At 52.1% G+C, this 26,906-nt stretch carries 23 protein-coding genes, 2 tRNA genes and 2 other RNA genes; 15 read left to right on the plus strand and 12 right to left on the minus strand.

Features of this window, described 5'->3' with window-relative positions:
* Together sirB1 and kdsA are read left to right on the plus strand one after the other, a co-directional pair.
* A complete protein-coding gene (gene sirB1 / locus FDX09_RS21470) occupies nt 1-810 on the plus strand; it encodes an invasion regulator SirB1 (RefSeq protein ID WP_006684256.1) in 810 nt (269 codons plus the stop codon).
* 35 nt (nt 811-845) lie between these two features.
* Nucleotides 846-1,700, plus strand: a complete 855-nt coding sequence (kdsA, locus tag FDX09_RS21475) for a 3-deoxy-8-phosphooctulonate synthase (RefSeq protein ID WP_038641145.1) — start codon at nt 846-848, stop codon at nt 1,698-1,700.
* A gap of 46 nt (nt 1,701-1,746) precedes the next feature.
* Here kdsA and bdcA read toward each other — a convergent pair whose 3' ends face one another.
* On the minus strand, nt 1,747-2,460 hold the full coding sequence (gene bdcA / locus FDX09_RS21480) for an SDR family oxidoreductase (RefSeq protein ID WP_085048084.1): 714 nt from the start codon (nt 2,458-2,460) through the stop codon (nt 1,747-1,749).
* A 72-nt stretch (nt 2,461-2,532) separates the two neighbouring features.
* On the opposite strand from bdcA, the gene FDX09_RS21485 reads away from it, so the two are divergent.
* Both FDX09_RS21485 and FDX09_RS21490 read left to right on the plus strand, forming a co-directional pair.
* Nucleotides 2,533-3,123, plus strand: a complete 591-nt coding sequence (locus tag FDX09_RS21485; protein WP_137347840.1) for a TetR/AcrR family transcriptional regulator — start codon at nt 2,533-2,535, stop codon at nt 3,121-3,123.
* 28 nt (nt 3,124-3,151) lie between these two features.
* On the plus strand, nt 3,152-4,843 hold the full coding sequence (locus FDX09_RS21490; RefSeq protein WP_137347841.1) for an amidohydrolase: 1,692 nt from the start codon (nt 3,152-3,154) through the stop codon (nt 4,841-4,843).
* Nucleotides 4,844-4,898: 55 nt separating this feature from the next.
* On the opposite strand, the gene chaA is transcribed toward FDX09_RS21490, so the two are convergent.
* Complete coding sequence (chaA, locus tag FDX09_RS21495; protein WP_038641137.1) at nt 4,899-5,999, minus strand: sodium-potassium/proton antiporter ChaA; 1,101 nt, start codon at nt 5,997-5,999, stop codon at nt 4,899-4,901.
* 274 nt (nt 6,000-6,273) lie between these two features.
* Here chaA and chaB point away from each other — a divergent pair, with 274 nt between their 5' ends.
* Both chaB and FDX09_RS21505 read left to right on the plus strand, forming a co-directional pair.
* Nucleotides 6,274-6,504 (plus strand): putative cation transport regulator ChaB, encoded by a 231-nt coding sequence (chaB, locus tag FDX09_RS21500; protein WP_038641135.1) that lies wholly within the window; start codon nt 6,274-6,276, stop codon nt 6,502-6,504.
* A 196-nt stretch (nt 6,505-6,700) separates the two neighbouring features.
* Nucleotides 6,701-7,396 carry a gamma-glutamylcyclotransferase gene (locus FDX09_RS21505; protein WP_038641133.1) on the plus strand — a complete coding sequence of 232 codons (696 nt, stop codon included), beginning with the start codon at nt 6,701-6,703 and terminating at the stop codon, nt 7,394-7,396.
* A 54-nt stretch (nt 7,397-7,450) separates the two neighbouring features.
* Here the strand turns inward: FDX09_RS21505 and FDX09_RS21510 are convergent, their stop codons facing one another.
* Together FDX09_RS21510 and FDX09_RS21515 are read right to left on the minus strand one after the other, a co-directional pair.
* Nucleotides 7,451-7,696, minus strand: a complete 246-nt coding sequence (locus FDX09_RS21510; RefSeq protein WP_038641131.1) for a DUF1883 domain-containing protein — start codon at nt 7,694-7,696, stop codon at nt 7,451-7,453.
* Between the two features lie 261 nt (nt 7,697-7,957).
* Nucleotides 7,958-8,311: a DsrE/DsrF/TusD sulfur relay family protein gene (locus tag FDX09_RS21515; RefSeq protein ID WP_038641128.1), complete on the minus strand. Its 354-nt coding sequence runs from the start codon at nt 8,309-8,311 to the stop codon at nt 7,958-7,960.
* Nucleotides 8,312-8,561: 250 nt separating this feature from the next.
* Here FDX09_RS21515 and FDX09_RS21520 point away from each other — a divergent pair, with 250 nt between their 5' ends.
* A complete protein-coding gene (locus FDX09_RS21520; RefSeq protein WP_249360044.1) occupies nt 8,562-9,905 on the plus strand; it encodes a YchO/YchP family invasin in 1,344 nt (447 codons plus the stop codon).
* A 21-nt stretch (nt 9,906-9,926) separates the two neighbouring features.
* On the opposite strand, the gene narL is transcribed toward FDX09_RS21520, so the two are convergent.
* A complete protein-coding gene (gene narL / locus FDX09_RS21525; protein ID WP_038641125.1) occupies nt 9,927-10,577 on the minus strand; it encodes a two-component system response regulator NarL in 651 nt (216 codons plus the stop codon).
* Entirely contained in the window at nt 10,570-12,366 is a 1,797-nt protein-coding gene (gene narX / locus FDX09_RS21530; protein ID WP_042307964.1) for a nitrate/nitrite two-component system sensor histidine kinase NarX, read from the minus strand. Before narX ends, narL begins: the two co-directional genes overlap by 8 nt.
* Nucleotides 12,367-12,705: 339 nt before the next feature.
* Here narX and FDX09_RS21535 point away from each other — a divergent pair, with 339 nt between their 5' ends.
* From FDX09_RS21535 to narI, 5 genes are all read left to right on the plus strand, one after another.
* The gene (locus FDX09_RS21535) at nt 12,706-14,097 is read left to right on the plus strand and encodes a NarK family nitrate/nitrite MFS transporter (protein ID WP_038641122.1); all 1,392 of its coding nucleotides are present in this window, start codon (nt 12,706-12,708) and stop codon (nt 14,095-14,097) included.
* 516 nt (nt 14,098-14,613) lie between these two features.
* The gene (locus FDX09_RS21540; protein WP_137347843.1) at nt 14,614-18,357 is read left to right on the plus strand and encodes a nitrate reductase subunit alpha; all 3,744 of its coding nucleotides are present in this window, start codon (nt 14,614-14,616) and stop codon (nt 18,355-18,357) included.
* Nucleotides 18,354-19,892 (plus strand): nitrate reductase subunit beta, encoded by a 1,539-nt coding sequence (narH, locus tag FDX09_RS21545; RefSeq protein WP_038641118.1) that lies wholly within the window; start codon nt 18,354-18,356, stop codon nt 19,890-19,892. The genes FDX09_RS21540 and narH overlap by 4 nt, the downstream gene beginning before the upstream one ends.
* Nucleotides 19,889-20,599: a nitrate reductase molybdenum cofactor assembly chaperone gene (gene narJ / locus FDX09_RS21550; RefSeq protein ID WP_087856119.1), complete on the plus strand. Its 711-nt coding sequence runs from the start codon at nt 19,889-19,891 to the stop codon at nt 20,597-20,599. Before narH ends, narJ begins: the two co-directional genes overlap by 4 nt.
* The gene (gene narI, locus FDX09_RS21555) at nt 20,599-21,276 is read left to right on the plus strand and encodes a respiratory nitrate reductase subunit gamma (protein ID WP_038641116.1); all 678 of its coding nucleotides are present in this window, start codon (nt 20,599-20,601) and stop codon (nt 21,274-21,276) included. Before narJ ends, narI begins: the two co-directional genes overlap by 1 nt.
* Nucleotides 21,277-21,471: 195 nt before the next feature.
* Here narI and FDX09_RS21560 read toward each other — a convergent pair.
* The 6 genes from FDX09_RS21560 to FDX09_RS21585 all read right to left on the minus strand — a co-directional run bounded on the left by FDX09_RS21560 (nt 21,472) and on the right by FDX09_RS21585 (nt 23,546).
* Nucleotides 21,472-21,603: non-coding RNA, RtT sRNA (locus FDX09_RS21560), on the minus strand.
* Nucleotides 21,604-21,647: 44 nt separating this feature from the next.
* Nucleotides 21,648-21,732 (minus strand) — tRNA-Tyr (locus tag FDX09_RS21565).
* Nucleotides 21,733-21,769: 37 nt separating this feature from the next.
* Nucleotides 21,770-21,854 (minus strand) — tRNA-Tyr (locus FDX09_RS21570).
* Nucleotides 21,855-21,882: 28 nt separating this feature from the next.
* Nucleotides 21,883-22,024, minus strand: a non-coding RNA gene (locus FDX09_RS21575) — RtT sRNA.
* A gap of 168 nt (nt 22,025-22,192) precedes the next feature.
* Complete coding sequence (gene purU / locus FDX09_RS21580; protein WP_006684274.1) at nt 22,193-23,035, minus strand: formyltetrahydrofolate deformylase; 843 nt, start codon at nt 23,033-23,035, stop codon at nt 22,193-22,195.
* A 55-nt stretch (nt 23,036-23,090) separates the two neighbouring features.
* Complete coding sequence (locus tag FDX09_RS21585) at nt 23,091-23,546, minus strand: YchJ family protein (protein ID WP_038641113.1); 456 nt, start codon at nt 23,544-23,546, stop codon at nt 23,091-23,093.
* 111 nt (nt 23,547-23,657) lie between these two features.
* Here FDX09_RS21585 and rssA point away from each other — a divergent pair, with 111 nt between their 5' ends.
* The 3 genes from rssA (at nt 23,658) to galU (ending at nt 26,785) form a co-directional block, all read left to right on the plus strand.
* Nucleotides 23,658-24,569, plus strand: a complete 912-nt coding sequence (gene rssA / locus FDX09_RS21590; protein WP_069324649.1) for a patatin-like phospholipase RssA — start codon at nt 23,658-23,660, stop codon at nt 24,567-24,569.
* A gap of 89 nt (nt 24,570-24,658) precedes the next feature.
* Nucleotides 24,659-25,672 (plus strand): two-component system response regulator RssB, encoded by a 1,014-nt coding sequence (gene rssB / locus FDX09_RS21595; RefSeq protein ID WP_038641109.1) that lies wholly within the window; start codon nt 24,659-24,661, stop codon nt 25,670-25,672.
* Nucleotides 25,673-25,876: 204 nt separating this feature from the next.
* Complete coding sequence (gene galU / locus FDX09_RS21600) at nt 25,877-26,785, plus strand: UTP--glucose-1-phosphate uridylyltransferase GalU (RefSeq protein ID WP_038641107.1); 909 nt, start codon at nt 25,877-25,879, stop codon at nt 26,783-26,785.
* The last annotated feature ends 121 nt before the right edge of the window (nt 26,786-26,906 follow it).

Genomic DNA, 26,906 nt, shown 5'->3' on the forward strand with positions numbered 1-26,906 from the left:
ATGAGGTCGTTAGCTGATTTCGAATTTAATAAAGCGCCATTGTGTGATGGGATGATCCTGGCGTCGGAGTCTATCCGTCTGGATTTTCCAACACAAACTGTCTATGACGAACTGGAACGTCTGGTCAGTCTGGCGCAAGAAGAAATTAGCCAGCTCCTGTCTCAGGATGAGCAACTGGAAAAACTGCTGGCACTTTTTTACGGCGAATGGGGGTTTACGGATACCCACGGCGTCTATCGTCTTTCTGATGCACTATGGCTCGACCAGGTTCTGAAAAATCGTCAGGGCAGTGCGGTGTCGTTGGGCGCGATCTTATTATGGATTGCCAACCGACTGGATCTGCCGCTGGTACCGGTGATTTTCCCGACACAACTCATCCTGCGCATTGAATCGCTTGATGGCGAAATGTGGCTAATCAATCCGTTCAATGGCGAAACGTTAAATGAACACACGCTGGAAGTGTGGCTGAAGGGGAACATCAGCCCGGTCGCGGAACTGTTTAATGAAGATCTGGATGAAGCGGATAACGCAGAAGTGATCCGCAAACTGCTCGACACGTTGAAATCATCGCTGATGGAAGAGCGGCAAATGGAACTGGCGCTGCGAGCCAGTGAAGCATTATTACAGTTTAATCCTGAAGACCCGTATGAAATACGCGATCGGGGATTGATATATGCGCAACTGGAGTGTGAACATGTTGCGCTGACAGATTTAAGTTATTTCGTTGAGCAGTGTCCGGAAGACCCGATCAGCGAAATGATTCGTGCGCAGATTAATACCATTTCGCACAAACAAATTGTATTGCATTGATTAATGACACTTTACCTACCGTTTAAGGCGATCCTATGAAACAAAAAGTGGTTAGCATTGGCGACATCAACGTGGCAAATGACCTGCCGTTCGTGCTGTTTGGCGGAATGAACGTGCTGGAATCCCGCGATCTGGCGATGCGCATTTGTGAGCACTACGTAACCGTTACTCAAAAACTGGGTATCCCTTACGTGTTCAAAGCCTCCTTTGATAAAGCCAACCGTTCTTCCATCCACTCTTACCGTGGACCGGGCCTTGAAGAAGGGATGAAAATCTTCCAGGAGCTGAAGCAAACTTTTGGCGTAAAAGTGATCACCGACGTTCACGAAGCCAGCCAGGCACAGCCTGTTGCTGACGTGGTGGATGTGATTCAGCTGCCGGCATTCCTCGCTCGCCAGACCGATCTGGTGGAAGCGATGGCGAAAACCGGTGCCGTTATCAACGTGAAAAAACCGCAGTTCGTAAGTCCGGGTCAGATGGGTAATATCGTGGATAAATTCCATGAAGGCGGTAACGATAAGGTTATCCTGTGTGACCGTGGCGCGAACTTCGGTTATGACAACCTGGTTGTGGATATGCTGGGCTTTAGCGTGATGAAAAAGGTCTCTGGCAATTCGCCGGTGATTTTCGACGTCACCCATGCACTGCAGTGCCGCGACCCGTTTGGCGCCGCAAGCGGCGGCCGTCGTGGTCAGGTGACTGAACTGGCGCGCGCGGGCATGGCGGTAGGTCTGGCAGGCCTGTTTATTGAAGCGCATCCGGATCCAGCCAATGCTAAATGCGATGGTCCATCCGCACTGCCGCTGGCGAAACTGGAACAGTTCCTCACGCAGATCAAAGCGATTGATGACCTGGTGAAAAGCTTCGACGAGCTCGATACTGAGAACTAAGACAGTTGAACAGGCCGGGGCACTTGTCTCCGGCCTGTTATTACTGTCAGGCGCCAAACGCCCCATCAATTGTATGCATAGCTCCCGTCACAAACCCGGCCTCCGGACCAGCCAGCCAGGCAACCATTCCGGCCACTTCTTCTGGTCGACCGTGTCGTTTTAGCGCCATAAAGCTGTGCATCAGCTCTTTCAATGGACCTTCTGCTGGATTAGCGTCAGTATCAATGGGACCCGGTTGCACTACGTTGACTGTAATGCCACGCGCGCCGAAATCACGGGCCAGCCCTCTTGCCAGGCCTTGCAGAGCAGATTTGCTTAACGCGTAGGAAGCCATACCGGCAATTGGCATACGATCGCCGTTCACTGAACCAATAATGATAATCCGCCCGCCGTCAGGCATTTGTCGTGCCGCTTCTACTGCCGCGTACCAGGGCGCGTGGATATTAATGCGGAACAGGCGCTCAACGTCATCGGGATCCTGCTCCAGCGGGTCGCCGAACAGCACAATTCCTGCATTCACCACTAACACATCCAGCGGGCCGCTTTCCCGTACCCGGTTAATGACGGCATCGCGATCGGCGCTATCGGTTTGCGTCATGTGGGAACCTGTTTCATCCGCAAGCGCTTTTGCAGCGTCTGCGGAGCCTGAATAGGTAAAGGTAACCGCTGCGCCATCTGCGGCGAAACGGCGCACAATAGCCGCGCCAATCCCCCGACTTCCGCCAAGAACCAGAACTGATTTGCCGTTAAATGGGGACATGAGATACTCCTTGAACAATTATGTAGTGATCGATATATAATGGGTGCATGGTTTTCTGTCAATGGATTTGTAATGAGCACTACAAAATGTTCGCGCGCCCCAGGCCGACCACGTAATTTTGATCCGGAACTGGCTGTTGCCAAAGTACAGCCCTTATTTCACGCACATGGATACGACGCTGTGAGCGTAGCGGATGTTACGCAGGCCCTGAACATCAAACCCCCCAGTTTTTATGCCGCTTTTGGGAACAAAATCGGTCTTTATGAACGCGTGCTTGGTCGCTATGTACAAACTGATGCGATCCCGTTTGATGACATTTTGCGTTCTGACAGACCGGTTGCCGAAAGCCTTGCTGCGTTGCTTGAAGAGGCGGCGCGACGCTATGCCGCGGATCCGCATGCGCCTGGTTGTTTGGTTCTGGAGGGCACGCATAGCAGCGATCCGCAGGCGCGGCAGGTGGCCCGGGCTTTCTACTCGGTTGCAGAACATAAAATTCATGACTTTATTGCACAGCGCCATCCCGAAGTGGCTGATAGCCTGACCGATTACATCAGTACCACGATGCTTGGTCTGTCGGGAAAAGCCCGTTGTGGGCATACGCTCGAACGTTTGCTATCCAGCGCACACATCGCCAGCCAGGCGGTGCTGCATCAGCTTTCCTGATTTTCATCACATGAAAAGGTAGATAAATATGATGGGTAAACTGGGACTTTGCTTTAATACTCCTCCTCCGGCTATGCGCAACGTAGCGTTGGCCGCAATTCTGATAGGAATTTCATTTCTGGCGCATTCTCAGGACAAGGCCGACGTTATTTTGTATAACGGCAAGTTGATTACCATGGATGAACAACAACCCAACGCGCAGGCGCTGGCTGTAAAAGGGCGGCATATTATTGCGGTGGGTAATAATGAAACGGTGAAAAAATGGTCCGGACCGAACACGAAGGAAATTAATCTTACGGGGCAAACCGTTATTCCGGGGTTAATTGATGCGCATCTGCATGGCATTCGGGGGGGAAGGACATTTTTATTTGAAACCTACTGGTTTGATACTAAAAATTTACCCGATGCGTTAAATAAACTGTCGCAATCTGCGGCAAAGAAAGACGCTGAGCAATGGGTGGCGGTGGCGGGTTCATGGATACCTGAACAATTTGCTGAAAAGCGGGATCCGACGGTTCAGGAACTGAATCAGGCGCTGCCTCATCATCCTGCATATATACAAAGCCTTTATGACTATGCGCTGTTAAATCAAAAGGCTATCGAGACCCTAAAACTTAATAGTCCACAGCCGGATGTTCCGACAGGGATCGTGATAGAACGCGATGATAAAGGGCTGGCAACGGGGAAATTGCGCGGGACCATTGGCAGTTTTAACCAGCTTTTCGCCCAGATTAGCCAGACTGGCGATGTGGAAAAGAACCTTAACGCCTTTGTACGTTATTTAAATAAACGCGGCGTGGTCGGGTTTATCGATCCTTCTGCCGGGCATGAGCAAGCTTATCGTGATTTCTTTAAACTTCAGCAGCAGCAACCTCTCAGGATACGCGTTGGATATCGTTTATCCGCACCGCCTGGTAATGAAACGGAATGGTTTAAACAACGCCTGGCGTTTCGCCCGGCAATGCATGATGACGGCAGAATAGCCTTTCTGGGCTTCGGTGAAAGCCTGGTGATGGCAATGAATGATGGCGTGCGGATGTCATCTGGGTTCACATCCCCAGCAGAGTCCCAACAAGAACAATTAAAGGTGCTTCAGCTTGCCGCCAAAGAAGGTGTTGCCGTTGAAATACATGCTTATACCGATGACAGTGCGGATGCGATTTTAGATGTCATTAGCGAGGTGGCTAAATCGCATGATATTGCGCCGTTGCGCTGGTCTATTGCGCATCTTAATACCGGTACGCCCGAAACGATTGCCCGCATGAAGAAACTCGGTTTAGCCTACTCTGTCCAGATGGGGCCATATTTTGAATCTCCCGCCATTGAACGCGCAAATGGTAAAACGGTGGCGGCGCTATCATCGCCAGTGCAACCCGCGTTAGAGCAGGGGGTAATCGTTGCCGGCGGTACAGATGCGACGCGGATTGGCGTTGCGGGAGTGTGGCATGCCATTGAATATCATGTCACAGGTAAAGCGCTCGACGGCTCAGTACGCCATGACACCCGCCAGTTAAGTCGGGAAGATGCGTTAAAAATGTATACCCGAAATGCCGCCTGGCTGGCTTTTGCTGAGCAGCAAAGAGGAAGTTTGCAAGCAGGTAAGCTCGCCGATTTTGCGGTGCTGAATCAAGATATTATGGCTATTGCGCCAGACAAACTGCATCAAACGGAATCGTTATTAACGTTTGTCGATGGCCAACAGGTTTATCCGGAGCAATAAACGCGCTAAAAGAAAACGGCCCTGTAAAGGGCCGTGGATCCCGCCAAACTAGTTATCAGGCAAATATCGTCATCAGATAGGCGACAAATAGCGCCAGATGCGCGGCGCCGTTAAGCACATTGGTTCGTCCGGTGGAGAAAGAGATGTGGCACAGTACCAGCGACGAGACCATGACAATCATCTCTGGCGCGCCCAAAGCAAACACCAAATCATTTCCTGTTGCCCACGCTATCAGCGTCACTACCGGTACGGTGAGTGAAATAGTGGCTAATACTGAACCGAAGAACAAATTCATCGCCCGCTGTACCTGATTGTTCAGCACCGCTTTCAGCGCCCCCAGCCCTTCAGGCGAGAGGATCAACAGCGCCACCAGGAAACCGGTAAATGCCACGGGCGCATTGAGTTCAGTCAGCAAGGTTTCCAGTGGACTGGCGTTCATCTTGGTGACGGCGATAACAGCGATCAGGTGAATGATGAGCCAGGCGGCGTGCCATATATTGCTGTGCGCTGACGGCTTACCGTGATGCGGATCGTCGTCGTCACCCTCATCTTCATGCTCGTAAATGAACAGGCTCTGGTGCGTTTTTGTTTGAATCAACAAGAAGACGCCGTACATTGCCGCAGAAATGAGCGCCACCAGTAGCGCCTGCGCAGTAGTAAAATTGGCTCCCGGTAACGCCATTGGAAACACCAGCACAATAATGGCCAGTGGAAACAGGGCGATTAAATACTGCTTAATACCAAACAGGTTCATATACTGAGTGGCAAATTTGCGGCCGCCCAGCAGTAATGAGAAACCGACTAAACCGCCGGTGACGATCATAATGATCGAATACAGCGTGTCGCGCATTAGCGTAGGCGCGGCATCGCCGGTCGCCATTAATGCGGAAATTAAACTGACTTCAAGAATAACAACTGACAGACTGAGGATCAGCGAGCCGTAGGGTTCGCCAAGTCGATGTGCTAATACGTCCGCATGACGGACAACGCTGAATGCGCTGCTTAATATACCAACAAGGGCCAGCGCATTAATACCGATGACCACTGGTAGTGACTGACTGCTCCCCCATAAGAACAGTACTACCAGCGCCAAAATCGGGAAGACGAGAGAGGTCTCCTTGTGGCGGGTTTTTACCGCCTCATGTAGTTGTGTCATTAAGTTAATTCTCCATCTCTGCAGGTATTTATAATTATAAAAGTATTAAAGAATGTAAAAAATAACAGAAAAAGCGGTTTTGCAGGTGACATTTTACGAAATTTTACCGCATCGCTTATTTTCCATCTTTAAGTGGCCAAAAACAAACGTCTTGTTTATAGAGTATTTAATTAACAGAAGGTTAGATGAGGAAGTAATTTAAAAATGTTCATTATTGGCGCATCGCAGCATTGTTAACCACACTTAAGGTTTAGCCCAAAAAGAGGAGTTCACAATGCCCTATAAATCAAAAAGCGATCTGCCTGACAGCGTACAGCATGTTCTGCCATCCCATGCTCAGGACATCTATAAAGAAGCCTTTAACAGCGCCTGGGAACAGTATAAAGATAAATCTGACCGTCGCGATGATGCCACTCGCGAAGAGACAGCGCACAAGGTGGCGTGGGCGGCGGTGAAAAATGATTATCAAAAAGGTGATGATGATAAATGGCATAAAAAGACGTAACGGTATCAATTATAATGCCTTTATAAACTAGCCTGAGTCATCCGTTAGCGAATCGTGCTACGCCGCGCCGTTACTGGCTTGCAAGCGAGCGGTGAATTGCCTATTGTCCAGCTATTGGTTTCAAAATGAGCAGTAAAAATGCCCGGAAGGCGTCAAAAAAGTTGTCGCAGGGAAGCTGCAGTGGCGGAGGTGTAAGGTGTTAACGCGTGATTTTTTATTGAATGCCGACTGTAAGACGGCGTTTGGCGCTATTGAAGAATCACTACTCTGGTCAGCGGAACAACGGGCAGCCTCACTGGCCGCCACGCTTGCTTGCCGACCAGATGATGGACCGGTGTGGATCTTCGGTTATGGATCGTTGATGTGGAACCCGGCCTTAGAATTTGAAGAGTCCTGTACCGGAACATTGGTCGGTTGGCACCGTGCATTTTGCCTGCGTCTGACGGCGGGGCGAGGAACGGCCTGTCAGCCGGGACGGATGCTGGCCCTGAAAGAGGGTGGACGCACTACCGGTGTGGCTTATCGCTTACCAGACGCATCGCTGGAGCAAGAGCTTTCTCTGCTGTGGAAGCGTGAAATGATCACCGGTTGCTACCTGCCGACCTGGTGTCAGTTGGCGCTGGATGACGGACGGACGGTAAACGCGCTGGTCTTTATTATGGATCCGCGCCATCCGCTGTTTGAGTCGGATACACGCGCGCAGGTGATAGCGCCGCTTATCGCTGCGGCCAGCGGACCTTTAGGCACTAATGCCCAGTATCTGTTCTCGCTGGAACAAGAACTGGTGAAGCTGGGAATGCAGGATGATTGTCTTAACGATCTGGTGATTACGGTCAAACGGTTGTTGGGAGAGAACCTGCCGGAAGGGATTATACGACCAGGTTTTGCATAGCGTCGGCGGAGTGTTGTGTGCCCGACAGCCAGGTGCTTATCGGGCATTTCACGATTACGCTGCAATAAAACTTATCGAATGCTCAAGCGACTGACTGTGGCTGTCGATCAGCACGTTCCAGACGCCGGTATAAGGTACGGTCAACCATGCGTTATCACGGTCCTGCACGCTTAAGATGTCGGACTGCGTGTCTTTGACGTGATTTTTCTCGCTCATCAGATGGATGTGACAGCGCTCGGAACAGCGCACAACCACCGTATCGCCACCAAATAACTTTAAACTCGCCTTCACTAATGCCATTTTTCACCCCGTTCTTGAAAACAACGTACTTTCTGTCGAAAGTGCTGCGTGATGTTGTTCACATTTCACTCATTGCATAACACCAAAGGGGGAGCAACAGGATGCTGATTTTGATCAAAAAATGGCATAACGATTAAACAAAAGTGACAAAATTCCTCAAGACGGTTGAAAGGGCGTGCTAACGTTCAACGAAACCGCGCCCATCTAAGATAAAATCCGGAAATTTCCGGCACTTTCAGTGCGCGTGCCTGTAAGGCGCTGTCAGAAGGTCAATACTTTATCTGCATCCAGCGTCCATTGCGCCAGTTCTGGCAGCGTGCCCACGGCGACGCCATCAATTAAAGGCAGGTCGGTGATCCCACGGCCATCAGTGCAGGTTTTGCACAGTTTTACCGGAACGTTTTGCGCTGTCAGGATCTCCAGCATTTGCTGAATGTTGTATCCTTCCGCCGGTTTCTGACCGCGTAATCCCGCCGTAACCGCATCCGACATTAAAAACAGACGCAGATCGAGACAGGCTTCTTGTTCACGCAAGGCGATGGCCAGACGCAGGCTGTTAAATAACGATTCGCTTCCATAGGCCGCACCGTTCGCGACGATCACTATCTTTTGCATTTTGACTCCTGTTGTCGGATGGGAGGGATAATTCCTGGCGTGTATGGTACTCCCTGTACCAGATATCGAAAAGAAAGCATGTGGCTACCCCTGATTATTCGGGTCAGAAAATCCCGAAAACGGGGATAAAGGCTGCAATTAATTGCTGAAGACGTTATGGTTTAGGTTAAGTGTGCCTGATTAATTGATTTAAGAAATAACTAACGATTTGAGCCGTATTATTTATTTCCCTCTCGCCGTATTTGCACTCTTGCCACTGGCAGGGGGTACTGCCAGCGCACAATCCTCTTTTATTCACCAGGCTGAAAACCCATTCGATAACAATAGCGATGGCTTGCCCGATCTCGGTATGGCGCCGGAATCGCGGGCAGGCGAAAAGCATTTCGCCGAAATGGTGAAAGCATTCGGTGAAGCCAGTATGACCGATAACGGCCTTGATACCGGCGAGCAGGCGAAGCAGTTCGCGTTTGGTCAGGTACGTGACACGGTCAGCGAACAGGTGAATCAACAACTGGAATCCTGGCTCTCTCCCTGGGGAAATGCCAGCGTCGGGTTGCAGGTTGATAAAGAGGGCAGCTTTACCGGCAGCCGGGGAAGTTGGTTTATTCCGTGGCAGGACAATCAGCGCTATCTTACCTGGAGCCAGTTAGGCTTAACGCAACAGGATGAGGGCTTAGTCAGCAATGCGGGAATTGGGCAGCGCTGGGTACATGACGGCTGGCTACTGGGTTACAACACGTTTTATGACAATCTGTTGGATGAAAATCTGCCCCGGGGCGGCTTAGGTGCAGAAGCGTGGGGCGAGTATTTACGTTTATCTGCTAACTACTACCAGCCGTTTTCCTCCTGGCAGAATCGTTCCATCACACAGGAACAACGGATGGCCCGCGGCTACGACCTGACCGCGCAAATGCGGATGCCGTTCTATCAACATCTCAATACCAGCGTCAGCGTTGAACAGTATTTTGGCGACCGGGTGGATCTGTTTCATTCAGGAACCGGGTATCACAATCCGGTAGCGGTGAACCTCGGGCTGAGCTATACGCCGGTGCCGCTGATTACGATGACTGCGCAGCATAAGCAGGGTGAAAATGGCGTCAGTCAGAATAACCTCGGATTAACGCTGAATTATCGTTTCGGCGTTCCGTTAAAAAAACAGCTGATGGTCAGCGAGGTGGCGAACAGCCGCTCGCTGCGCGGCAGTCGTTATGACGATCCGCAGCGGAATAGTTTGCCGACGCTGGAGTATCGCCAGCGTAAAACCCTGTCGGTATTTTTGGCTACGCCGCCCTGGGATCTCAAGCCGGGAGAAACGGTGGCGCTGAAGGTACAAGTGCGCAGCCTGCATGGGATTCGCCATCTTGCATGGCAGGGCGATACTCAGGCGCTGAGCTTAACCGCTGGCAGCAGTACCCGCAGCGCACAGGGCTGGACGATTATTATGCCGAAGTGGGACAGTAGAGAAGGGGCGACAAACCGCTGGCGGCTGTCGGTAGTGGTAGAGGATGAACTGGGCCAGCGTGTCTCTTCCAATGAGATCACGCTATCACTGACCGAACCGTTTTTCAGCGTTTCGGCAAATGATCCTCGTTAACCATGATGCACGACTTCGTTATCAGAAAATGCGTTCCTGATGCACCCAAACCGCCGCTTCTACGCGTGATTTGAGCTTCATTTTCTTCAGCATATGCTTCACATGAACTTTAACCGTGCTTTCGGTGATGTCAAGACGGCGGGCAATCATCTTGTTGGGCAGGCCCTGGGCGATAAGCTTGAGAATATCGCGCTCGCGCGGCGTCAACTGGGTGACATCACGGTCAGACGTTGCGCGGTTGGCGCGCAGGCTGGCGGCCAGAACCGGCGTTAAGGCTTCGCTCAGTACCATTTCACCGGCGGCGGCCTGCTGTAATGCTTTCAGTAAATCTTCCGGCTCCATATCTTTCAGCAGGTAACCATCCGCGCCGCGTTTCAGTGCGGTAACGACATCTTCTTCATGATTGGATACGCTAAACACCACGATGCGGCCAGACAGGGACTTTTCACGCAGCTTGTCGAGGGTTTCCAGACCGTTCATGCCGGGCATGTTGAGATCAAGCAGGATCAGATCGGGATCAAGAGATTCAGCCAGCTCGATACCCTGTTCGCCATTGCTGGCTTCACCAACAACGGTGATATCCTGCGCCATGCTGACAAGCTGTTTTACACCGGTTCGCAGCATCGGATGATCGTCGATCAACAGGATGGTTGCCGGTTCCAGATTACTCATGGGTATCTCCTTGGACTTCTGTGAAGTTTGTTTCGGGAATAAAAGTGACAGTAACTTCAGTACCGCCTGTCTCACGACGACGTACTCGGCAATCGCCGCGCAAGCTTTGCGCACGGTCGCGCATTATTATCATGCCGTAGTGGTTACTGCGTTCGGCGTTTTCCGGTACGCCGCAGCCGTTATCTTGTACTGTGAGTTTGATCTGTTTGCCATTTTGCACCACCGTCACGACGACTTCATCAGCATGGGAGTGCTTCAGGGCATTGCTCAGGGCTTCACGAGCAATTTGTAATAAGTGAATCGCCTGATGCGAAGGGACCAGGCGCGGCGGCAACTGATAATCCAGCTTAACCGCAAAACCAAAGCGGGCGCTGTATTCCTGACAGCTGGCTTCCAGCGCGGGTCGCAATCCGGGTTCAGTGAGCTGTAAACGGAAGGTCGTTAACAGCTCACGCAGTTGCGCCCACGAGGCGTTCAGTTCATTACGAATCTGGCTAAGCAGTTCGCGGCTATTCTCGGGCAGCGCATCGCCCTGCATCTGCAAACAGCTAACCTGCATCTTCATACATGAAAGCGATTGTGCAATAGAATCATGGAGTTCGCGCGCAATGGTGGCACGCTCTTCCATCACGATCAACTGCTGCTGGCGTTCCTGATGTCTGTCGAGCGCCAGTGTCGCGGTCAGTTGCTCAACCAGGGTATCGACCAGTTGTTGCTGATCGTGGCTGAGATGGCGTCCGTTCGGCAACGTAGCGAGCAGGATACCATACTGGGTATGCGCGTCGGTCAGCCGCCATTTCAGCGTGATACCACCGTCTATCGCGGGCAACGTACCGCGTGGGCACAGATGACATCCTTTCTCATCGCAACTGACATTGGACTGACAGGTAAATTCCTGATGATTATCTTCATCCTCCAGATCATAAACCCGCAGCTCAATATCATGTAGCAGGGTCAAATTCTGCAGGCCGTTCAGCACCGGAGAGAGGCGTTCGCACAACGGCACCTGAGAATGCAGGCGGCGGTTGGCTTGCCACAGAAAAGAGAGGATCTGATTTTTATGCTCCAGCCCGGCCGTTTTCTCTTGCACCCGCTGTTCCAGTACCGCATAACTTTCAGCCAGCTCTTCCGACATATTATTCAGCGCCGAGCCCAGAGCCGCCATCTCATTACGCCCGCTGATATGTGCACGTTGGGTAAAATCACGTTGGCTGACGGCTCGCGCCATCGCCAATAGCTGTTTCCATGGTTCCAGCAGACGTACGCGTAGCCAGATAATGGTGAAGACCAGCAGTAAGGCCATAAATGCCGCCATCAGGCGATGTAGCAGGACGACGCGTTCAATGCGTAATTCGGTGGTATGGTCGAAGGCGGTAACCAGCTTATCCAGCCCAACGACAAAGCGCGTTACATCTTGCGCTACCGCATCAGGCGTTTGCGCGTGGGCAAGCCCTGGCGCCAGCTCAGTGTGCCAGTAATCCTGTAATGCTTTTAACTGCGCCTGTTGTCCATCGCGCTGTGCGGCTCGCGTTAACTCTGGACTAAACGCCGTTTTCTCCATTTCATCCAGTAGCGGTTGATCGTCGGCTTCCAGGGGTACCGCCGCCAGCAGACGATAACTCTGCATACGCAGCGAGCCGGCTTTGTTAATTGCATGGGCGCTACCCTGAACGCCCTGAACCAGCCAACCGGAGACAGCCATACCTGCCACGCCGATGGCAGTAGACAATAAAACAATCAGCGCCACCTGGTTGACCAGCGTAAGCGGGGAGAGACAACGTTTAAACATGGTGACTTGTTCCTTCGGGTCTTCGTAGAACAGAAACCCTTTTGAATAACGGTTCTGCTGCAGGCAGTGGCGTTATTCTCGGCGATACACTGGAGTATACCCATACCTCAAACGGGCTACCTCTTAATTGCCAGCCAAGGGGGAGGTCATGGGTCGGGGGGAGTAGAAGACGACAGAAGCGTGAAAAACCACATCTTTTTTACCGAAGTAATGTACTCATTTAGGGTGATGATAAATTTTAGGCATGAATAATGACACCTTTTCCTTTGATTTATATCAACTTACCTCCAGCTGTAAACCCTAAGGTTGCAGGCATCGAAACAAGTATCAGAGGTGTCTATGAGTCACTCATCTGCCCCGGAAAGGGCATCTGGAGCTGTAATTACAGAATGGCGGCCGGAAGATCCTGTCTTCTGGCAACAGCGTGGTCAACGAATCGCCAGCCGTAATCTGTGGATTTCCGTCCCTTGCCTGCTGCTGGCGTTTTGCGTGTGGATGTTATTTAGCGCCGTGGCGGTGAACTTACCGAAAGTCGGCTTTAATTTCACCACGGAGCAATTGTTCATGTTGACGGCGTTGCCGTCGGTTTCCGGCGCGCTGCTGCGTGTGCCGTACTCCTTTATGGTTCCCTTGTTTGGTGGACGCCGCTGGACGGCATTCAGCACCGGTATCCTGATCGTCCCATGCGTATGGTTAGGTTTTGCGGTGCAGGATACCACCACGCCATTTAGTACCTTTATTATTATCTCCTTACTGTGCGGTTTTGCCGGTGCGAACTTTGCATCAAGCATGGCGAATATCAGCTTCTTCTTTCCAAAACAAAAGCAGGGCGGTGCGCTGGGTCTGAACGGTGGTCTGGGCAACATGGGCGTCAGCGTAATGCAGTTGGTTGCTCCGCTGGTGGTCTCATTGTCAATCTTCGCTGCATTTGGTAGCCAGGGCGTTGAGCAACCGGATGGCACGCAATTGTATCTGGCAAACGCCGCATGGATTTGGGTTCCGTTCCTCGCTGTGCTGACGCTGGCTGCATGGTTTGGTATGAACGAACTGGCAACCTCAAAAGCGTCACTGAAAGCGCAATTACCGGTGCTAAAGCGCGGGCACCTGTGGATCATGAGCCTGTTGTATCTGGCAACCTTCGGTTCATTTATCGGCTTCTCAGCCGGTTTCGCGATGCTGTCAAAAACGCAGTTTCCTGAGGTACAGATCCTGCATTACGCCTTCTTTGGCCCGCTGATTGGCGCGCTGGCGCGCTCAGCTGGCGGTGCAATTTCTGACCGTCTGGGCGGAACTCGCGTGACGCTGGTGAACTTCGTGCTTATGGCTCTCTTCAGTGCCTTGCTGTTCCTGACGCTGCCAACCAATGGCGTAGGGGGCAACTTTACCGCTTTCTTCGCGGTGTTCCTGGCGCTGTTCCTGACGGCCGGTCTGGGCAGTGGTTCAACCTTCCAGATGATCTCCGTTATCTTCCGCAAACTGACGATGGACAGAGTGAAAGCGGAAGGCGGGTCAGAAGAGAAGGCGATGCGTGAAGCGGCAACCGACACTGCGGCTGCGCTCGGTTTTATCTCTGCCATTGGCGCGATTGGCGGCTTCTTTATCCCCAAAGCATTTGGTACTTCCCTGGCGTTAACGGGCTCACCTGTTGATGCGATGAAAGTCTTTGTGATCTTCTATGTCGCCTGCGTGGTTATCACCTGGGCGGTGTACGGACGTCATTCTAAAAAGTAAAAAAGTGGTATACACAAAATCATTCGAATTGCGTCAAGGCGGCAAGTGAGAAATCCCCAGGAGCTTAATGTAGTAAGTGACTGGGAAGAACGAGCGCAGCCAACGCAGAGGCAGTTTGAAGGATGAAGTGTAGGTTGATTATCCATTGCGCGGCGTTAGACCGCGCTTTTTTTTGCCTGCTATTAGTTACAACATACTCTTGTGTTGTGACATGACACACATCCTGTGAGAACGGTGCTCGCAATATGCCTGGCAGGGGGGATACCCCTTAATACCCACTTATAAAGAATTTAACATTTGCATGATAAGTGGGTTTGAAAAAGTTATTTAAATTCAATGCGTTAATTAATTTACTGATATCCCACTTAGGGGGTATGTGAAAAACGCCCCTCATTTTTCATCCCTGTCTGCCTTGATCGTTATCAATTCTCACGCCCTTTCAGAGCGTTACCTTCGCTGGCAAATAAGCAATGTCGATTTATCAGAGAGCCGTCAGGCTCCTACAGGAGAAAACCGATGAGTAAATTCCTGGACCGGTTTCGCTACTTCAAGCAGAAGGGCGAAACCTTTGCCGATGGGCACGGCCAGCTTCTCAATACCAACAGGGACTGGGAGGACGGATATCGCCAGCGTTGGCAGCATGACAAAGTCGTGCGTTCAACCCACGGTGTAAACTGCACCGGTTCATGCAGCTGGAAAATCTATGTGAAAAATGGTCTGGTGACCTGGGAAACCCAGCAAACTGACTATCCACGCACGCGTCCAGATATGCCAAACCACGAGCCTCGCGGCTGCCCGCGTGGTGCGAGCTATTCCTGGTATCTCTACAGCGCTAACCGTCTGAAATACCCATTGATGCGCAAACGTCTGATGAAGATGTGGCGTGAAGCCAAAAAACTGCACAGCGATCCGGTAGATGCCTGGGCATCCATTATCGAAGACGCCGACAAAGCAAAAAGCTTCAAACAAGCGCGTGGTCGTGGCGGCTTCGTTCGCTCCTCCTGGCAGGAAGTCAATGAACTGATTGCCGCTTCTAACGTGTACACCATCAAAACCTATGGTCCTGACCGCGTCGCAGGCTTCTCGCCGATCCCGGCGATGTCGATGGTTTCTTACGCATCCGGCGCACGCTATATGTCGCTGATTGGCGGTACCTGCCTGAGCTTCTATGACTGGTACTGCGACCTGCCGCCGGCTTCTCCGCAAACCTGGGGCGAACAGACCGACGTCCCTGAATCCGCTGACTGGTACAACTCCAGCTACATTCTTGCATGGGGTTCTAACGTCCCGCAGACCCGTACTCCGGATGCGCACTTCTTTACTGAAGTTCGCTATAAAGGCACCAAAACGGTAGCGATTACGCCGGACTACGCAGAAATCGCCAAACTGTGCGACCTGTGGCTGGCGCCGAAGCAGGGGACCGATGCGGCGATGGCAATGGCGATGGGCCACGTCATGTTGCGCGAGTTCCACCTCGATAACCCGAGCCAGTACTTCACCGACTACGTTCGTCGTTATACTGACATGCCAATGCTGGTGATGCTCGAAGAGCGCGACGGCTATTATGCTGCTGGTCGTATGCTGCGTGCAGCGGATCTGGTTGACTCTCTGGGCCAGGAAAATAACCCGGAATGGAAAACCGTCGCTATCAACAGCAACGGTGAAATGGTTGCGCCAAACGGTTCAATTGGTTTCCGTTGGGGCGAAAAGGGTAAATGGAACCTCGAGCAGCGCGACGGTACATCGGGCGATGAAACCGAACTGCAACTCAGTCTGCTCGGTAGCCAAGATGACATCGCTGAAGTCGGCTTCCCCTATTTTGGCGGCGAAGGTACCGAACACTTCAATAAAGTTGAACTGGAAAACATTCTGCTGCACAAATTGCCGGTTAAACGTCTGCAACTGGCCGACGGTTCTACCGCGCTGGTGACGACCGTTTACGATCTGACCATGGCCAACTACGGTCTGGAACGCGGTCTGAACGATGAAAACTGTGCAACCAGCTACGATGACCTGAAAGCGTATACGCCGGCATGGGCAGAGAAAATTACCGGTGTATCGCGCGCTCAAATCGTGCGCATCGCCCGCGAATTTGCGGATAACGCCGATAAAACGCACGGTCGTTCGATGATTATCGTCGGTGCAGGTCTGAACCACTGGTACCACCTCGATATGAACTATCGCGGCCTGATCAATATGCTGGTGTTCTGCGGCTGTATCGGCCAGAGCGGCGGCGGTTGGGCCCACTATGTCGGCCAGGAAAAACTGCGCCCGCAAACCGGCTGGCAGCCGCTGGCGTTTGCGCTGGACTGGCAGCGTCCGCCTCGTCATATGAACAGCACCTCTTACTTCTATAACCACTCCAGCCAATGGCGCTATGAGACGGTTACCGCACAGGAATTGCTGTCCCCGATGGCAGACAAATCCCGTTATAGCGGTCATTTGATTGACTTCAACGTTCGCGCTGAACGAATGGGGTGGTTACCGTCTGCACCGCAGTTAGGGACTAACCCGCTGCGTATCGCTGAAGAAGCGCAGAAAGCCGGCATGACGCCGGTGGATTACACCGTTAACGCCCTAAAAGACGGTTCTCTTCGCTTTGCGGCGGAACAGCCGGAAAACGGCAAAAACCATCCGCGTAACCTGTTTATCTGGCGTTCCAACCTGCTCGGATCTTCCGGTAAGGGCCACGAGTACATGCTGAAGTACCTGCTGGGTACTGAACACGGTATTCAGGGGAAAGATCTCGGCCAGCAGAGCGGCGTGAAGCCAGAAGAAGTGGAATGGCAGGACAACGGACTGGACGGCAAGCTGGATCTGGTGGTGACGCTGGACTTCCGTCTGTCGAGTACCTGTCTGTATTCCGATATCGTGCTGCCGACCGCAACCTGGTATGAAAAAGACGACATGAATACCTCGGATATGCATCCGTTTATTCATCCGTTGTCTGCCGCCGTTGACCCGGCCTGGGAATCGAAGAGCGACTGGGAAATCTATAAAGCCATCGCGAAGAAATTCTCTGAAGTGTGCGTGGGCCACCTCGGTAAAGAAACCGACGTTGTTACGCTGCCGATTCAGCACGATTCCGCCGCTGAGCTGGCGCAGCCGCTGGACGTGAAGGACTGGAAAAAAGGTGAGTGCGACCTGATTCCTGGCGTTACCGCGCCGCATATCATGACCGTAGAGCGTGATTATCCGGCAACCTATGAACGCTTTACCTCCATCGGCCCGCTGATGGAAAAAATCGGTAACGGCGGGAAAGGGATTGCCTGGAATACCCAGAGCGAAATGGATCTGCTGCGTAAGCTCAACTACACCAAGGCTGAAGGCCCGGCGAAAGGCCAGCCCTGGCTTAATACCGCCATTGATGCCGCCGAGATGATCCTCACCCTGGCGCCGGAAACTAACGGTCAGGTAGCCGTTAAAGCCTGGGCTGCGCTGAGTGAATTTACCGGTCGTGACCATACGCATCTGGCGCTGAATAAAGAAGACGAAAAAATTCGTTTCCGCGATATACAGGCGCAGCCGCGCAAAATTATCTCCAGCCCGACATGGTCAGGCCTGGAAGATGAACATGTGTCTTATAACGCCGGTTATACCAACGTTCATGAGCTGATCCCATGGCGTACGCTGTCTGGTCGCCAGCAGTTGTATCAGGATCACCAGTGGATGCGTGATTTCGGTGAAAGCCTGCTGGTTTACCGTCCGCCAATCGATACCCGTTCAGTGAAAGCGGTGATCGGCGAGAAGTCTAACGGTAACCCGGAAAAAGCGCTCAACTTCCTGACGCCGCACCAGAAATGGGGTATCCACTCCACCTACAGCGACAACCTGCTGATGCTGACATTGTCGCGCGGTGGTCCGATCGTCTGGATGAGTGAAACGGATGCGAAAGACCTGGGGATCGAAGATAACGACTGGATCGAGGTCTTCAACAGCAACGGTGCATTAACTGCCCGCGCTGTTGTCAGCCAGCGTGTGCCGGCCGGGATGACCATGATGTACCACGCGCAGGAACGTATCGTTAACCTGCCGGGTTCAGAAATCACCCAGCAGCGCGGCGGGATCCACAACTCGGTGACCCGTATTACGCCGAAACCGACCCACATGATCGGCGGCTATGCACAGTTGGCCTACGGCTTTAACTACTACGGCACCGTCGGTTCAAACCGCGATGAGTTCGTCGTTGTACGTAAGATGAAGAACATTAACTGGTTGGATGGCGAAGGCAATGACCAGGTACAGGAGAGCGTAAAATGAAAATTCGTTCACAAGTCGGCATGGTGCTGAATCTTGATAAGTGCATCGGCTGCCACACCTGTTCAGTGACCTGTAAAAACGTCTGGACCAGCCGTGAAGGTATGGAGTACGCCTGGTTCAATAACGTGGAAAGTAAGCCTGGCGTCGGTTTCCCCAATGACTGGGAAAATCAGGAGAAATGGAAGGGCGGCTGGATCCGTAAAATCAACGGTAAACTGCAACCGCGCATGGGTAACCGTGCGCTGCTGCTGGGTAAAATCTTTGCTAACCCGCATCTACCGGGTATGGATGACTACTACGAGCCGTTTGATTTCGACTATCAGAATCTGCACACCGCGCCGGAAGGCAGCAAAGCGCAGCCGATTGCCCGCCCGCGCTCGCTAATTACTGGTCAGCGGATGGACAAAATCACCAGCGGTCCGAACTGGGAAGAAATTCTGGGCGGCGAATTCGAAAAACGCGCCAAGGACCAGAACTTCGAAAACATGCAGAAGGCGATGTACGGCCAGTTCGAAAACACCTTCATGATGTACCTGCCGCGCCTGTGCGAGCACTGCCTTAACCCGGCGTGTGTGGCGACCTGCCCGAGTGGTGCTATCTACAAGCGTGAAGAAGATGGCATCGTGCTGATCGACCAGGACAAGTGCCGCGGCTGGCGTATGTGCATCACCGGCTGCCCGTACAAGAAGATTTACTTCAACTGGAAGAGCGGGAAGTCCGAGAAGTGCATTTTCTGCTACCCGCGTATCGAAGCGGGTCAACCGACCGTTTGCTCCGAAACCTGTGTTGGCCGTATCCGTTATCTCGGCGTACTGCTGTATGACGCAGATGCGATCGAAAGCGCGGCCAGCACTGAGCACGAAAAAGATCTGTACCAGCGTCAACTGGACGTGTTCCTCGATCCGAACGATCCGGCTGTCATTGAACAGGCGCTAAAAGATGGTATTCCACTGAGCGTCATCGATGCTGCACAACAGTCTCCGGTTTACAAAATGGCAATGGACTGGAAGCTGGCGCTGCCGCTGCATCCGGAATACCGCACGCTGCCGATGGTCTGGTACGTGCCGCCTTTGTCACCGATTCAATCTGCCGCCGATGCGGGCGAGCTTGGCAGCAACGGCATTCTGCCGGATGTAGACAGTCTGCGTATCCCGGTTCAGTACCTGGCGAACCTGTTGACCGCTGGCGACACTCAGCCGGTACTGTTGGCGCTGAAACGTATGCTGGCAATGCGTCACTACAAACGTGCGGAAACTGTTGACGGAAAAGTTGATACCCGTGCGCTGGAAGAGGTGGGATTAAGCGAAGCGCAGGCACAGGAAATGTATCGTTACCTGGCGATTGCTAATTACGAAGATCGTTTCGTGGTGCCAAGCAGCCATCGTGAACTGGCGCGTGAGGCATTCCCGGAGAAAAGCGGTTGTGGCTTTACCTTCGGCGATGGTTGCCACGGTTCTGATACCAAATTCAATCTGTTCAACAGCCGCCGCATCGACGCTGTTGATGTGACCAGCAAAACGGAGCCGCACCAATGATTGAACTCGTCATTGTTTCGCGTCTGCTCGAGTACCCGGATGCTGCCTTATGGCAGCATCAGCAGGAGCTTTTCGATGCACTCGCGTCATCTGAGAACCTGGATAAAGAGGATGCCCAGACCCTGGGCGTTTTCCTGCGCGATTTAACCGCGCAGGACATGCTGGATGTACAGGCCGCCTACAGCGAACTGTTTGACCGGGGCCGCGCCACATCGCTGCTGCTGTTTGAACATGTTCACGGGGAGTCCCGCGATCGCGGTCAGGCGATGGTTGACCTGATGGCACAGTATGAGCAGCACGGTTTGCAGCTCGACAGCCGTGAACTTCCCGATCATCTGCCGCTGTATCTGGAATACCTTGCGCAGTTGCCGAAAAGCGAAGCGTTAGGTGGTTTACAGGATATCGCGCCGATTCTGGCTTTGCTCAGCGCTCGCTTGCAACAGCGTGACAGCCGTTATGCGGTGCTGTTTGATCTGCTGCTAAAACTGGCGAATACCGTTATCGACAGCGACAAAGTGGCTGAAAAAATTGCGGATGAAGCGCGTGATGATACACCACAAGCGCTTGATGCGGTCTGGGAAGAAGAGCAGGTGAAATTCTTCGCCGATCAGGGGTGTGGCGAGTCGGAAATCTCCGCTCACCAGCGTCGTTTTGCCGGGGCCGTTGCGCCGCAGTATCTGAATATCACCACCGGAGGACAGCAATAATGCACTTCCTGAATACGTTCTTCTTTGACATCTATCCGTACATCGCGGGTTCTGTCTTTCTGATCGGCAGTTGGCTGCGTTATGACTATGGACAATATACCTGGCGCGCGGCGTCCAGCCAGATGCTGGATCGCAAAGGGATGAACCTGGCGTCAAACCTGTTTCATATCGGGATCCTGGGCATTTTTGCCGGGCACTTTCTGGGCATGTTGACGCCGCACTGGATGTACGAAGCGTGGCTACCGCTGGAAGTGAAACAAAAGATGGCTATGTTTGCGGGCGGCGCCTCAGGCGTGATGTGTCTGGTCGGCGGCGTGCTGCTGCTGAAACGTCGTCTGTTCAGCCCACGCGTGCGGGCCACCACCACTGGTGCGGATATTCTGGTGCTGTCCATTCTGGTTATCCAGTGTGCTCTTGGCCTGCTGACCATTCCGTTCTCCGCTCAGCATATGGACGGTAGCGAGATGATGAAACTGGTGAACTGGGCGCAAACGGTGGTGACCTTCCACGGCGGCGCGTCTGAATATCTGGATGGCGTGGCGTTCATCTTCCGCATGCACTTGGTGCTGGGTATGACGCTGTTCCTGCTGTTCCCGTTCTCGCGTCTGGTGCACATCTGGAGCGTTCCGGTCGAGTATCTGACCCGCAAATACCAGATTGTACGCGCGCGTCACTAATCGGTAATCTGTGTAAGACAAAACCCTGCTCCGGCGGGGTTTTTTATGCCTGTTTGCCGGATGGCGGCGTAACCGCCTTATCCGGCCTACGCAGACGTCAACTCTCTGTAGGCCTGATAGGCGCAGCGCATCAGGCCTATTGCGGGCACGATAGGGCATTGCAGTTGGATTGGGTGTTGATGCTTTATGAAGTGATGGTGGTGGGGGAAGGACGACTCCGCGCTGCGCGCTTCGCCCTTCGGGTCGTTGCCTGCGGCAACGCTTTCTCGCTGACGCTCGAATCGAATCTTAGTCGAAGCTTCTCATCCTTCCCGCATGGGAAGAATATGACAAACTGCAGTTGGATTGGGTGTCGATGCTTTATGAAAAGATGGTGGTGGGGGAAGGATTCGAACCTTCGAAGTCGATGACGGCAGATTTACAGTCTGCTCCCTTTGGCCGCTCGGGAACCCCACCAGGGGTATACTTATTTTTGAGAACTTACAAAAATGAATGGTGGTGGGGGAAGGATTCGAACCTTCGAAGTCGATGACGGCAGATTTACAGTCTGCTCCCTTTGGCCGCTCGGGAACCCCACCACAGGGTAAATTCATTATGCTGCTTGCATTCTATAGCGGGAAGGATTATTCGGAGCTAAAGCTCCTCACCCTTCGGGCCGTTGCCTGCGGCAACGTTCTCTCACTATCGCTCGAGTCGAACCTTGAAGTCGATGACGGCAGATTTGCAGTCAGCTCCCTTATGATCGCTCGGGAACCCCACCACGGGGTAATGCTTATTACTGGCCTGCTTCTGTTGGAAGCGGGGCGCATCATAACAGATGATGCGCCCCTGTAAAGTATTCCGTTGATAAAAAAGAACTGGTTGCCTGATTTTTACGCGTAAAGATGTAAAGGTAACCAATTAAATTATCAATCGATTACAGAATGATCGTTCGGTTACCGTAAACAAATACGCGTTGAGCCAGAACCTGATACAGCGCGCGACTTAATACATTTTTTTCAACGTCACGGCCGGCACGCATCATGTCTTCCGCGGTGTAGGTGTGATCAACATGAATTACGTCCTGCATAATGATAGGGCCTTCATCGAGGTTATCATTCACATAGTGGGCCGTTGCGCCAATGATCTTCACCCCGCGCTCGTAAGCCTGGTGGTATGGGCGAGCGCCAATAAATGCCGGCAGGAATGAATGGTGAATATTGATAATCTTATTCGGGAAGCGTGAAACAAAGGTCGGCGTCAGTACGCGCATGTATTTTGCCAGCACGACATAATCAGGTTGGTGCGCGTCGATAGCATCGGCCATTTTCTGGTCGTGTTCGTCACGGGTTAAACCTTCGTGACTGACCAGTTCAAACGGAATATCAAAGCGCTCAACCAAAGGACGCAGCGTCTCGTGGTTACCGATCACCGCAGCGATTTCAACATCCAGCCCGCCATAATTGGCCTTCATTAACAGATCGCCCAGACAATGCGCTTCCTTGGTCACTAAAATAACGATACGGCGGCGTCCTGCCGGCGTTAATTCACGGATGGAACCATCTGGTAAGGCGCTATCAAGATCGGCAAGCAGCGTGACATCATTAAAAATGCCCTCCAGCTCGGTACGCATAAAAAAGCGCCCGGTACGGTGGTCCACGAACTCATTATTCTGCACGATATTCAGTTCATGCTTGTAACAGATATTTGTAATGCGCGCGATCAGACCTTTTTGGTCCGGGCAAATTGTACGCAGCACTTTTCGTTGTAATGAATGCATTTGCAGCGGTGATCCTATTGAGAATGTTTGCAAAATTGATACTGTCGGGCGTTGATTAGCCGCAGCACTTCTTAAATTTTTTACCCGAGCCACAAGGGCAGGTGTCGTTTCGTCCAATTTGAGGGCGTGTACCGTCTATATAGTACCACTGACCGTTTTCTTTTAAAAAACGAGAGCGTTCGATAATTGCGCCAGTTTTTCCCTGTTCAGAAAACCGCGCGACAAAACTGACGTAGCCAATATTTTCTGAATCTGCCGTGTGTTGCTCAAAAACGGTCAGCCCCAGCCATTCGGTATGCGTAAATCCTGCGATAATGTCGTCACGAAACGCAGCGGCATGGCAGTCCGGATGCCAGGTCTTGATAAGGTAATCTGCGTCTTTCATCACAAAAGCGCAGTAACGAGAACGCATGAGGTGTGACGGCGTAGGTGCTACTTGCGCGCCGGACACATAACGGTAGCAACATAGGCTATACTCGACAGCGCTACCACAGGGACAAAGCTGAGACACAAAGTACTCCCTGGAATAAAAAAACGGCGTAAAAACGCCAGGGTGGCACTATGTTAACTGAGCGGTAGCGATGTTGCTACGTCTGCAAGCCAGGGGAAGTTTGTACGTACAATGAGAAAAATTAAAATTGGGCTGGCGCTAGGTTCCGGCGCGGCGCGCGGCTGGTCGCATATCGGCGTGATTAAAGCCCTTAAGCATATGGGGATTGATGTTGATATTGTGGCAGGGTGCTCCATTGGTTCGCTGGTTGGCGCTGCCTACGCCTGCAATAAGTTGCCTGCACTCGAACAGTGGGTTTGTTCATTCAGTTATTGGGACGTCTTACGCCTGATGGATCTCTCCTGGCGCAGGGGAGGACTACTGCGCGGAGAACGGGTGTTCAACCAGTACCGTAATGTCATGCCGGTAGAAGCGATTGAACAATGCACACGCCGTTTCGCAACTGTTGCAACCAATTTAAGTACGGGTCGGGAACTCTGGTTCACCGAAGGTGATTTGCACCTGGCTGTCCGGGCATCCTGCAGTATTCCTGGTCTGATGTCCCCTGTAGCGCATAATGGCTACTGGTTGGTCGATGGCGCGGTGGTGAATCCCGTCCCCGTTTCCCTGACGCGTGCGCTGGGCGCCGATATCGTTATTGCGGTCGACCTGCAGCACGATGCGCACCTTATGCAGCAAGATTTACTCTCCTTCAACGTCAGTAGCGATGCTGAATCAGGCGATGGCGCTGACGAACTCTCATGGCATGGCCGTCTGAAAGAGCGTCTGAGCAACATTACGGCGAGGCGGACAGTGACCGCGCCGACGGCGATGGAGATCATGACAACCTCTATTCAGGTTCTGGAAAATCGTCTGAAACGTAACCGTATGGCTGGTGACCCGCCTGATATCCTGATTCAGCCGTTTTGTCCGCAAATATCCACGCTGGATTTCCACCGCGCCAGTGCAGCAATTGCTGCCGGGCAGTTGGCGGTTGAGAAGAAAATGGATGAGCTTCTACCTCTGGTGAAGACCAACGTCTAGGCATTTTTTATCAATACTTAAGTTAAATCTGACAGGCGTGAGTAGCAATAGCATGCCACTATTTATTAAAGCCAGTCAGGGGGGAGAATATGACGCAGCCATTGGTCGGAAAACAGATTCTTATCGTTGAGGATGAGCCGGTATTCCGCTCACTCATGGACTCATGGTTTTCCTCTTTGGGAGCGACAACGGCGGTGGCCGGCGATGGGCTTGAAGCACTGGATTTGCTTGGCCATTTTACGCCTGACTTGATGATCTGCGACCTGGCAATGCCACGAATGAACGGTCTTAAACTGGTTGAGTATTTACGCAATCGGGGCGATCAAACGCCAATACTGGTGATTTCAGCGACGGAAAACATGTCTGATATAGCCAAAGCGCTGCGACTTGGTGTGGACGACGTTCTTCTGAAACCGGTGAAGGATCTTAATCGTCTGCGAGAAACGGTTTTTGCGTGCCTGTATCCCAATATGTTCAATTCGCGGGTTGAAGAAGAAGAGCGGCTGTTTCGCGACTGGGATGCCATGGTGGACGATCCTGCTGCTGCTGCAAAGCTGTTGCAGGAGCTACAGCCTCCTGTATCGCAAGTGATTTCACAATGTCGCATAAACTATCGGCAATTGGTTGCCGCCGATCAACCGGGACTGGTGCTGGATATTGCGCCGCTGTCGGATCACGACCTTGCTTTTTATTGTCTGGATGTCACGCGGGCAGGGGATAATGGCGTGCTGGCCGCATTATTACTGCGAGCCCTATTTAACGGTTTGCTGCAGGAGCAACTGACGCAACAAAATCAGCGGCTGCCAGAGTTAGGGGCATTATTGAAACAGGTGAACCATTTGCTGCGTCAGGCTAATTTACCCGGCCAGTTTCCCTTGCTGGTAGGGTATTACCACAGCGGGTTAAAAAACCTGATTCTGGTATCAGCAGGACTGAATGCGACATTAAATACCGGTTCCCATCAGGTACAAATCAGCAATGGCGTACCGCTGGGAACGCTTGGCAATACCTATCTTAATCAGTTGAGCCAGCGCTGTGAGTCATGGCAGTGCCAAATTTGGGGGGCGGGTGGTCGCCTGCGCCTGATGTTGTCTGCGGAATGAACAATTGAGCGAGGGAGGAATGAAATTGCTTCACCTCCCTCATGCTGCGAGTGCTACTATCAGCGCCAGATTTATTCGTATTTGTCTTAATTATACCGACGTGCGTCCTTTTCAGACCAGAGGCTTACCGCTGTACTGATATACTTGGATGCGATACAGATTGATGAACACGTTCAATACATGAACAGTCCAGGAGAGTTTTAAATGGCTGCTATTAATTCAAAAGTCAAAAAGGCCGTTATCCCGGTTGCGGGATTAGGAACCAGGATGTTACCGGCTACGAAGGCAATCCCGAAAGAGATGCTACCGTTGGTTGATAAGCCATTAATTCAGTACGTGGTAAACGAATGTATTGCTGCGGGTATCACTGAAATTGTACTTGTAACTCACTCGTCTAAAAATTCCATTGAAAACCACTTCGATACCAGCTTTGAGTTAGAAGCTATGCTTGAAAAACGTGTAAAACGTCAGCTGCTGGAAGAAGTGCAATCTATTTGTCCGCCGCATGTCACTATTATGCAGGTACGTCAGGGGCTGGCTAAAGGTCTGGGTCACGCAGTATTGTGCGCGCACCCGGTTGTTGGCGATGAACCGGTTGCGGTTATTCTGCCAGACGTAATTCTGGATGAATATGAATCAGATTTATCCCGTGAAAACCTCGCCGAAATGATTCATCGTTTTGATGAAACCGGCAGCAGCCAGATTATGGTCGAGCCCGTAGAAGATGTTACCGCTTATGGCGTAGTGGATTGTAAAGGCGTTGAATTAGCGCCGGGCGAAAGCGTGCCGATGGTTGGCGTTGTTGAAAAGCCGAAAGCGAATGTTGCGCCATCTAATTTGGCAGTCGTGGGCCGCTATGTTCTCAGTGCGGATATCTGGCCTCTGCTGGCAAAAACGCCTCCGGGAGCGGGCGACGAAATTCAGCTCACAGACGCTATCGATATGCTGATTGAAAAAGAAACGGTTGAAGCCTATCACATGAAGGGCAAAAGCCATGACTGTGGTAATAAGCTGGGCTATATGCAGGCGTTCGTTGAATATGGTATTCGCCATAATACCCTCGGCGCTGAATTTAAAGCCTGGCTGGAAGAAGAGATGGGTATTAAGAAGTAACCGCCAGTAATTATCAGGTCAGAGCGGCGCTGTTAATCCAGCGCCGTTTTTTTTATACCTAATCCGGGTAGGGGCCATGCGAAGTACAGGTAAAAAAAATCCCGCCAGTGGCGGGATTTTA

Source organism: Citrobacter sp. wls717 (genome assembly GCF_005280955.1).
Lineage (GTDB): Bacteria > Pseudomonadota > Gammaproteobacteria > Enterobacterales > Enterobacteriaceae > Citrobacter > Citrobacter werkmanii.

Coding starts and splice junctions, on each gene's coding strand:
- sirB1 (WP_006684256.1), top strand. CDS start 1: ATGAGGTCGTTAGCTGATTTCGAATTTAATAAAGCGCCATTGTGTGAT.
- kdsA (WP_038641145.1), top strand. CDS start 846: ATGAAACAAAAAGTGGTTAGCATTGGCGACATCAACGTGGCAAATGAC.
- bdcA (WP_085048084.1), bottom strand. CDS start 2,460: ATGTCCCCATTTAACGGCAAATCAGTTCTGGTTCTTGGCGGAAGTCGG.
- FDX09_RS21485 (WP_137347840.1), top strand. CDS start 2,533: ATGAGCACTACAAAATGTTCGCGCGCCCCAGGCCGACCACGTAATTTT.
- FDX09_RS21490 (WP_137347841.1), top strand. CDS start 3,152: ATGATGGGTAAACTGGGACTTTGCTTTAATACTCCTCCTCCGGCTATG.
- chaA (WP_038641137.1), bottom strand. CDS start 5,999: ATGACACAACTACATGAGGCGGTAAAAACCCGCCACAAGGAGACCTCT.
- chaB (WP_038641135.1), top strand. CDS start 6,274: ATGCCCTATAAATCAAAAAGCGATCTGCCTGACAGCGTACAGCATGTT.
- FDX09_RS21510 (WP_038641131.1), bottom strand. CDS start 7,696: ATGGCATTAGTGAAGGCGAGTTTAAAGTTATTTGGTGGCGATACGGTG.
- FDX09_RS21515 (WP_038641128.1), bottom strand. CDS start 8,311: ATGCAAAAGATAGTGATCGTCGCGAACGGTGCGGCCTATGGAAGCGAA.
- narL (WP_038641125.1), bottom strand. CDS start 10,577: ATGAGTAATCTGGAACCGGCAACCATCCTGTTGATCGACGATCATCCG.
- narX (WP_042307964.1), bottom strand. CDS start 12,366: ATGTTTAAACGTTGTCTCTCCCCGCTTACGCTGGTCAACCAGGTGGCG.
- FDX09_RS21535 (WP_038641122.1), top strand. CDS start 12,706: ATGAGTCACTCATCTGCCCCGGAAAGGGCATCTGGAGCTGTAATTACA.
- FDX09_RS21540 (WP_137347843.1), top strand. CDS start 14,614: ATGAGTAAATTCCTGGACCGGTTTCGCTACTTCAAGCAGAAGGGCGAA.
- narH (WP_038641118.1), top strand. CDS start 18,354: ATGAAAATTCGTTCACAAGTCGGCATGGTGCTGAATCTTGATAAGTGC.
- narJ (WP_087856119.1), top strand. CDS start 19,889: ATGATTGAACTCGTCATTGTTTCGCGTCTGCTCGAGTACCCGGATGCT.
- narI (WP_038641116.1), top strand. CDS start 20,599: ATGCACTTCCTGAATACGTTCTTCTTTGACATCTATCCGTACATCGCG.
- purU (WP_006684274.1), bottom strand. CDS start 23,035: ATGCATTCATTACAACGAAAAGTGCTGCGTACAATTTGCCCGGACCAA.
- rssA (WP_069324649.1), top strand. CDS start 23,658: ATGAGAAAAATTAAAATTGGGCTGGCGCTAGGTTCCGGCGCGGCGCGC.
- rssB (WP_038641109.1), top strand. CDS start 24,659: ATGACGCAGCCATTGGTCGGAAAACAGATTCTTATCGTTGAGGATGAG.
- galU (WP_038641107.1), top strand. CDS start 25,877: ATGGCTGCTATTAATTCAAAAGTCAAAAAGGCCGTTATCCCGGTTGCG.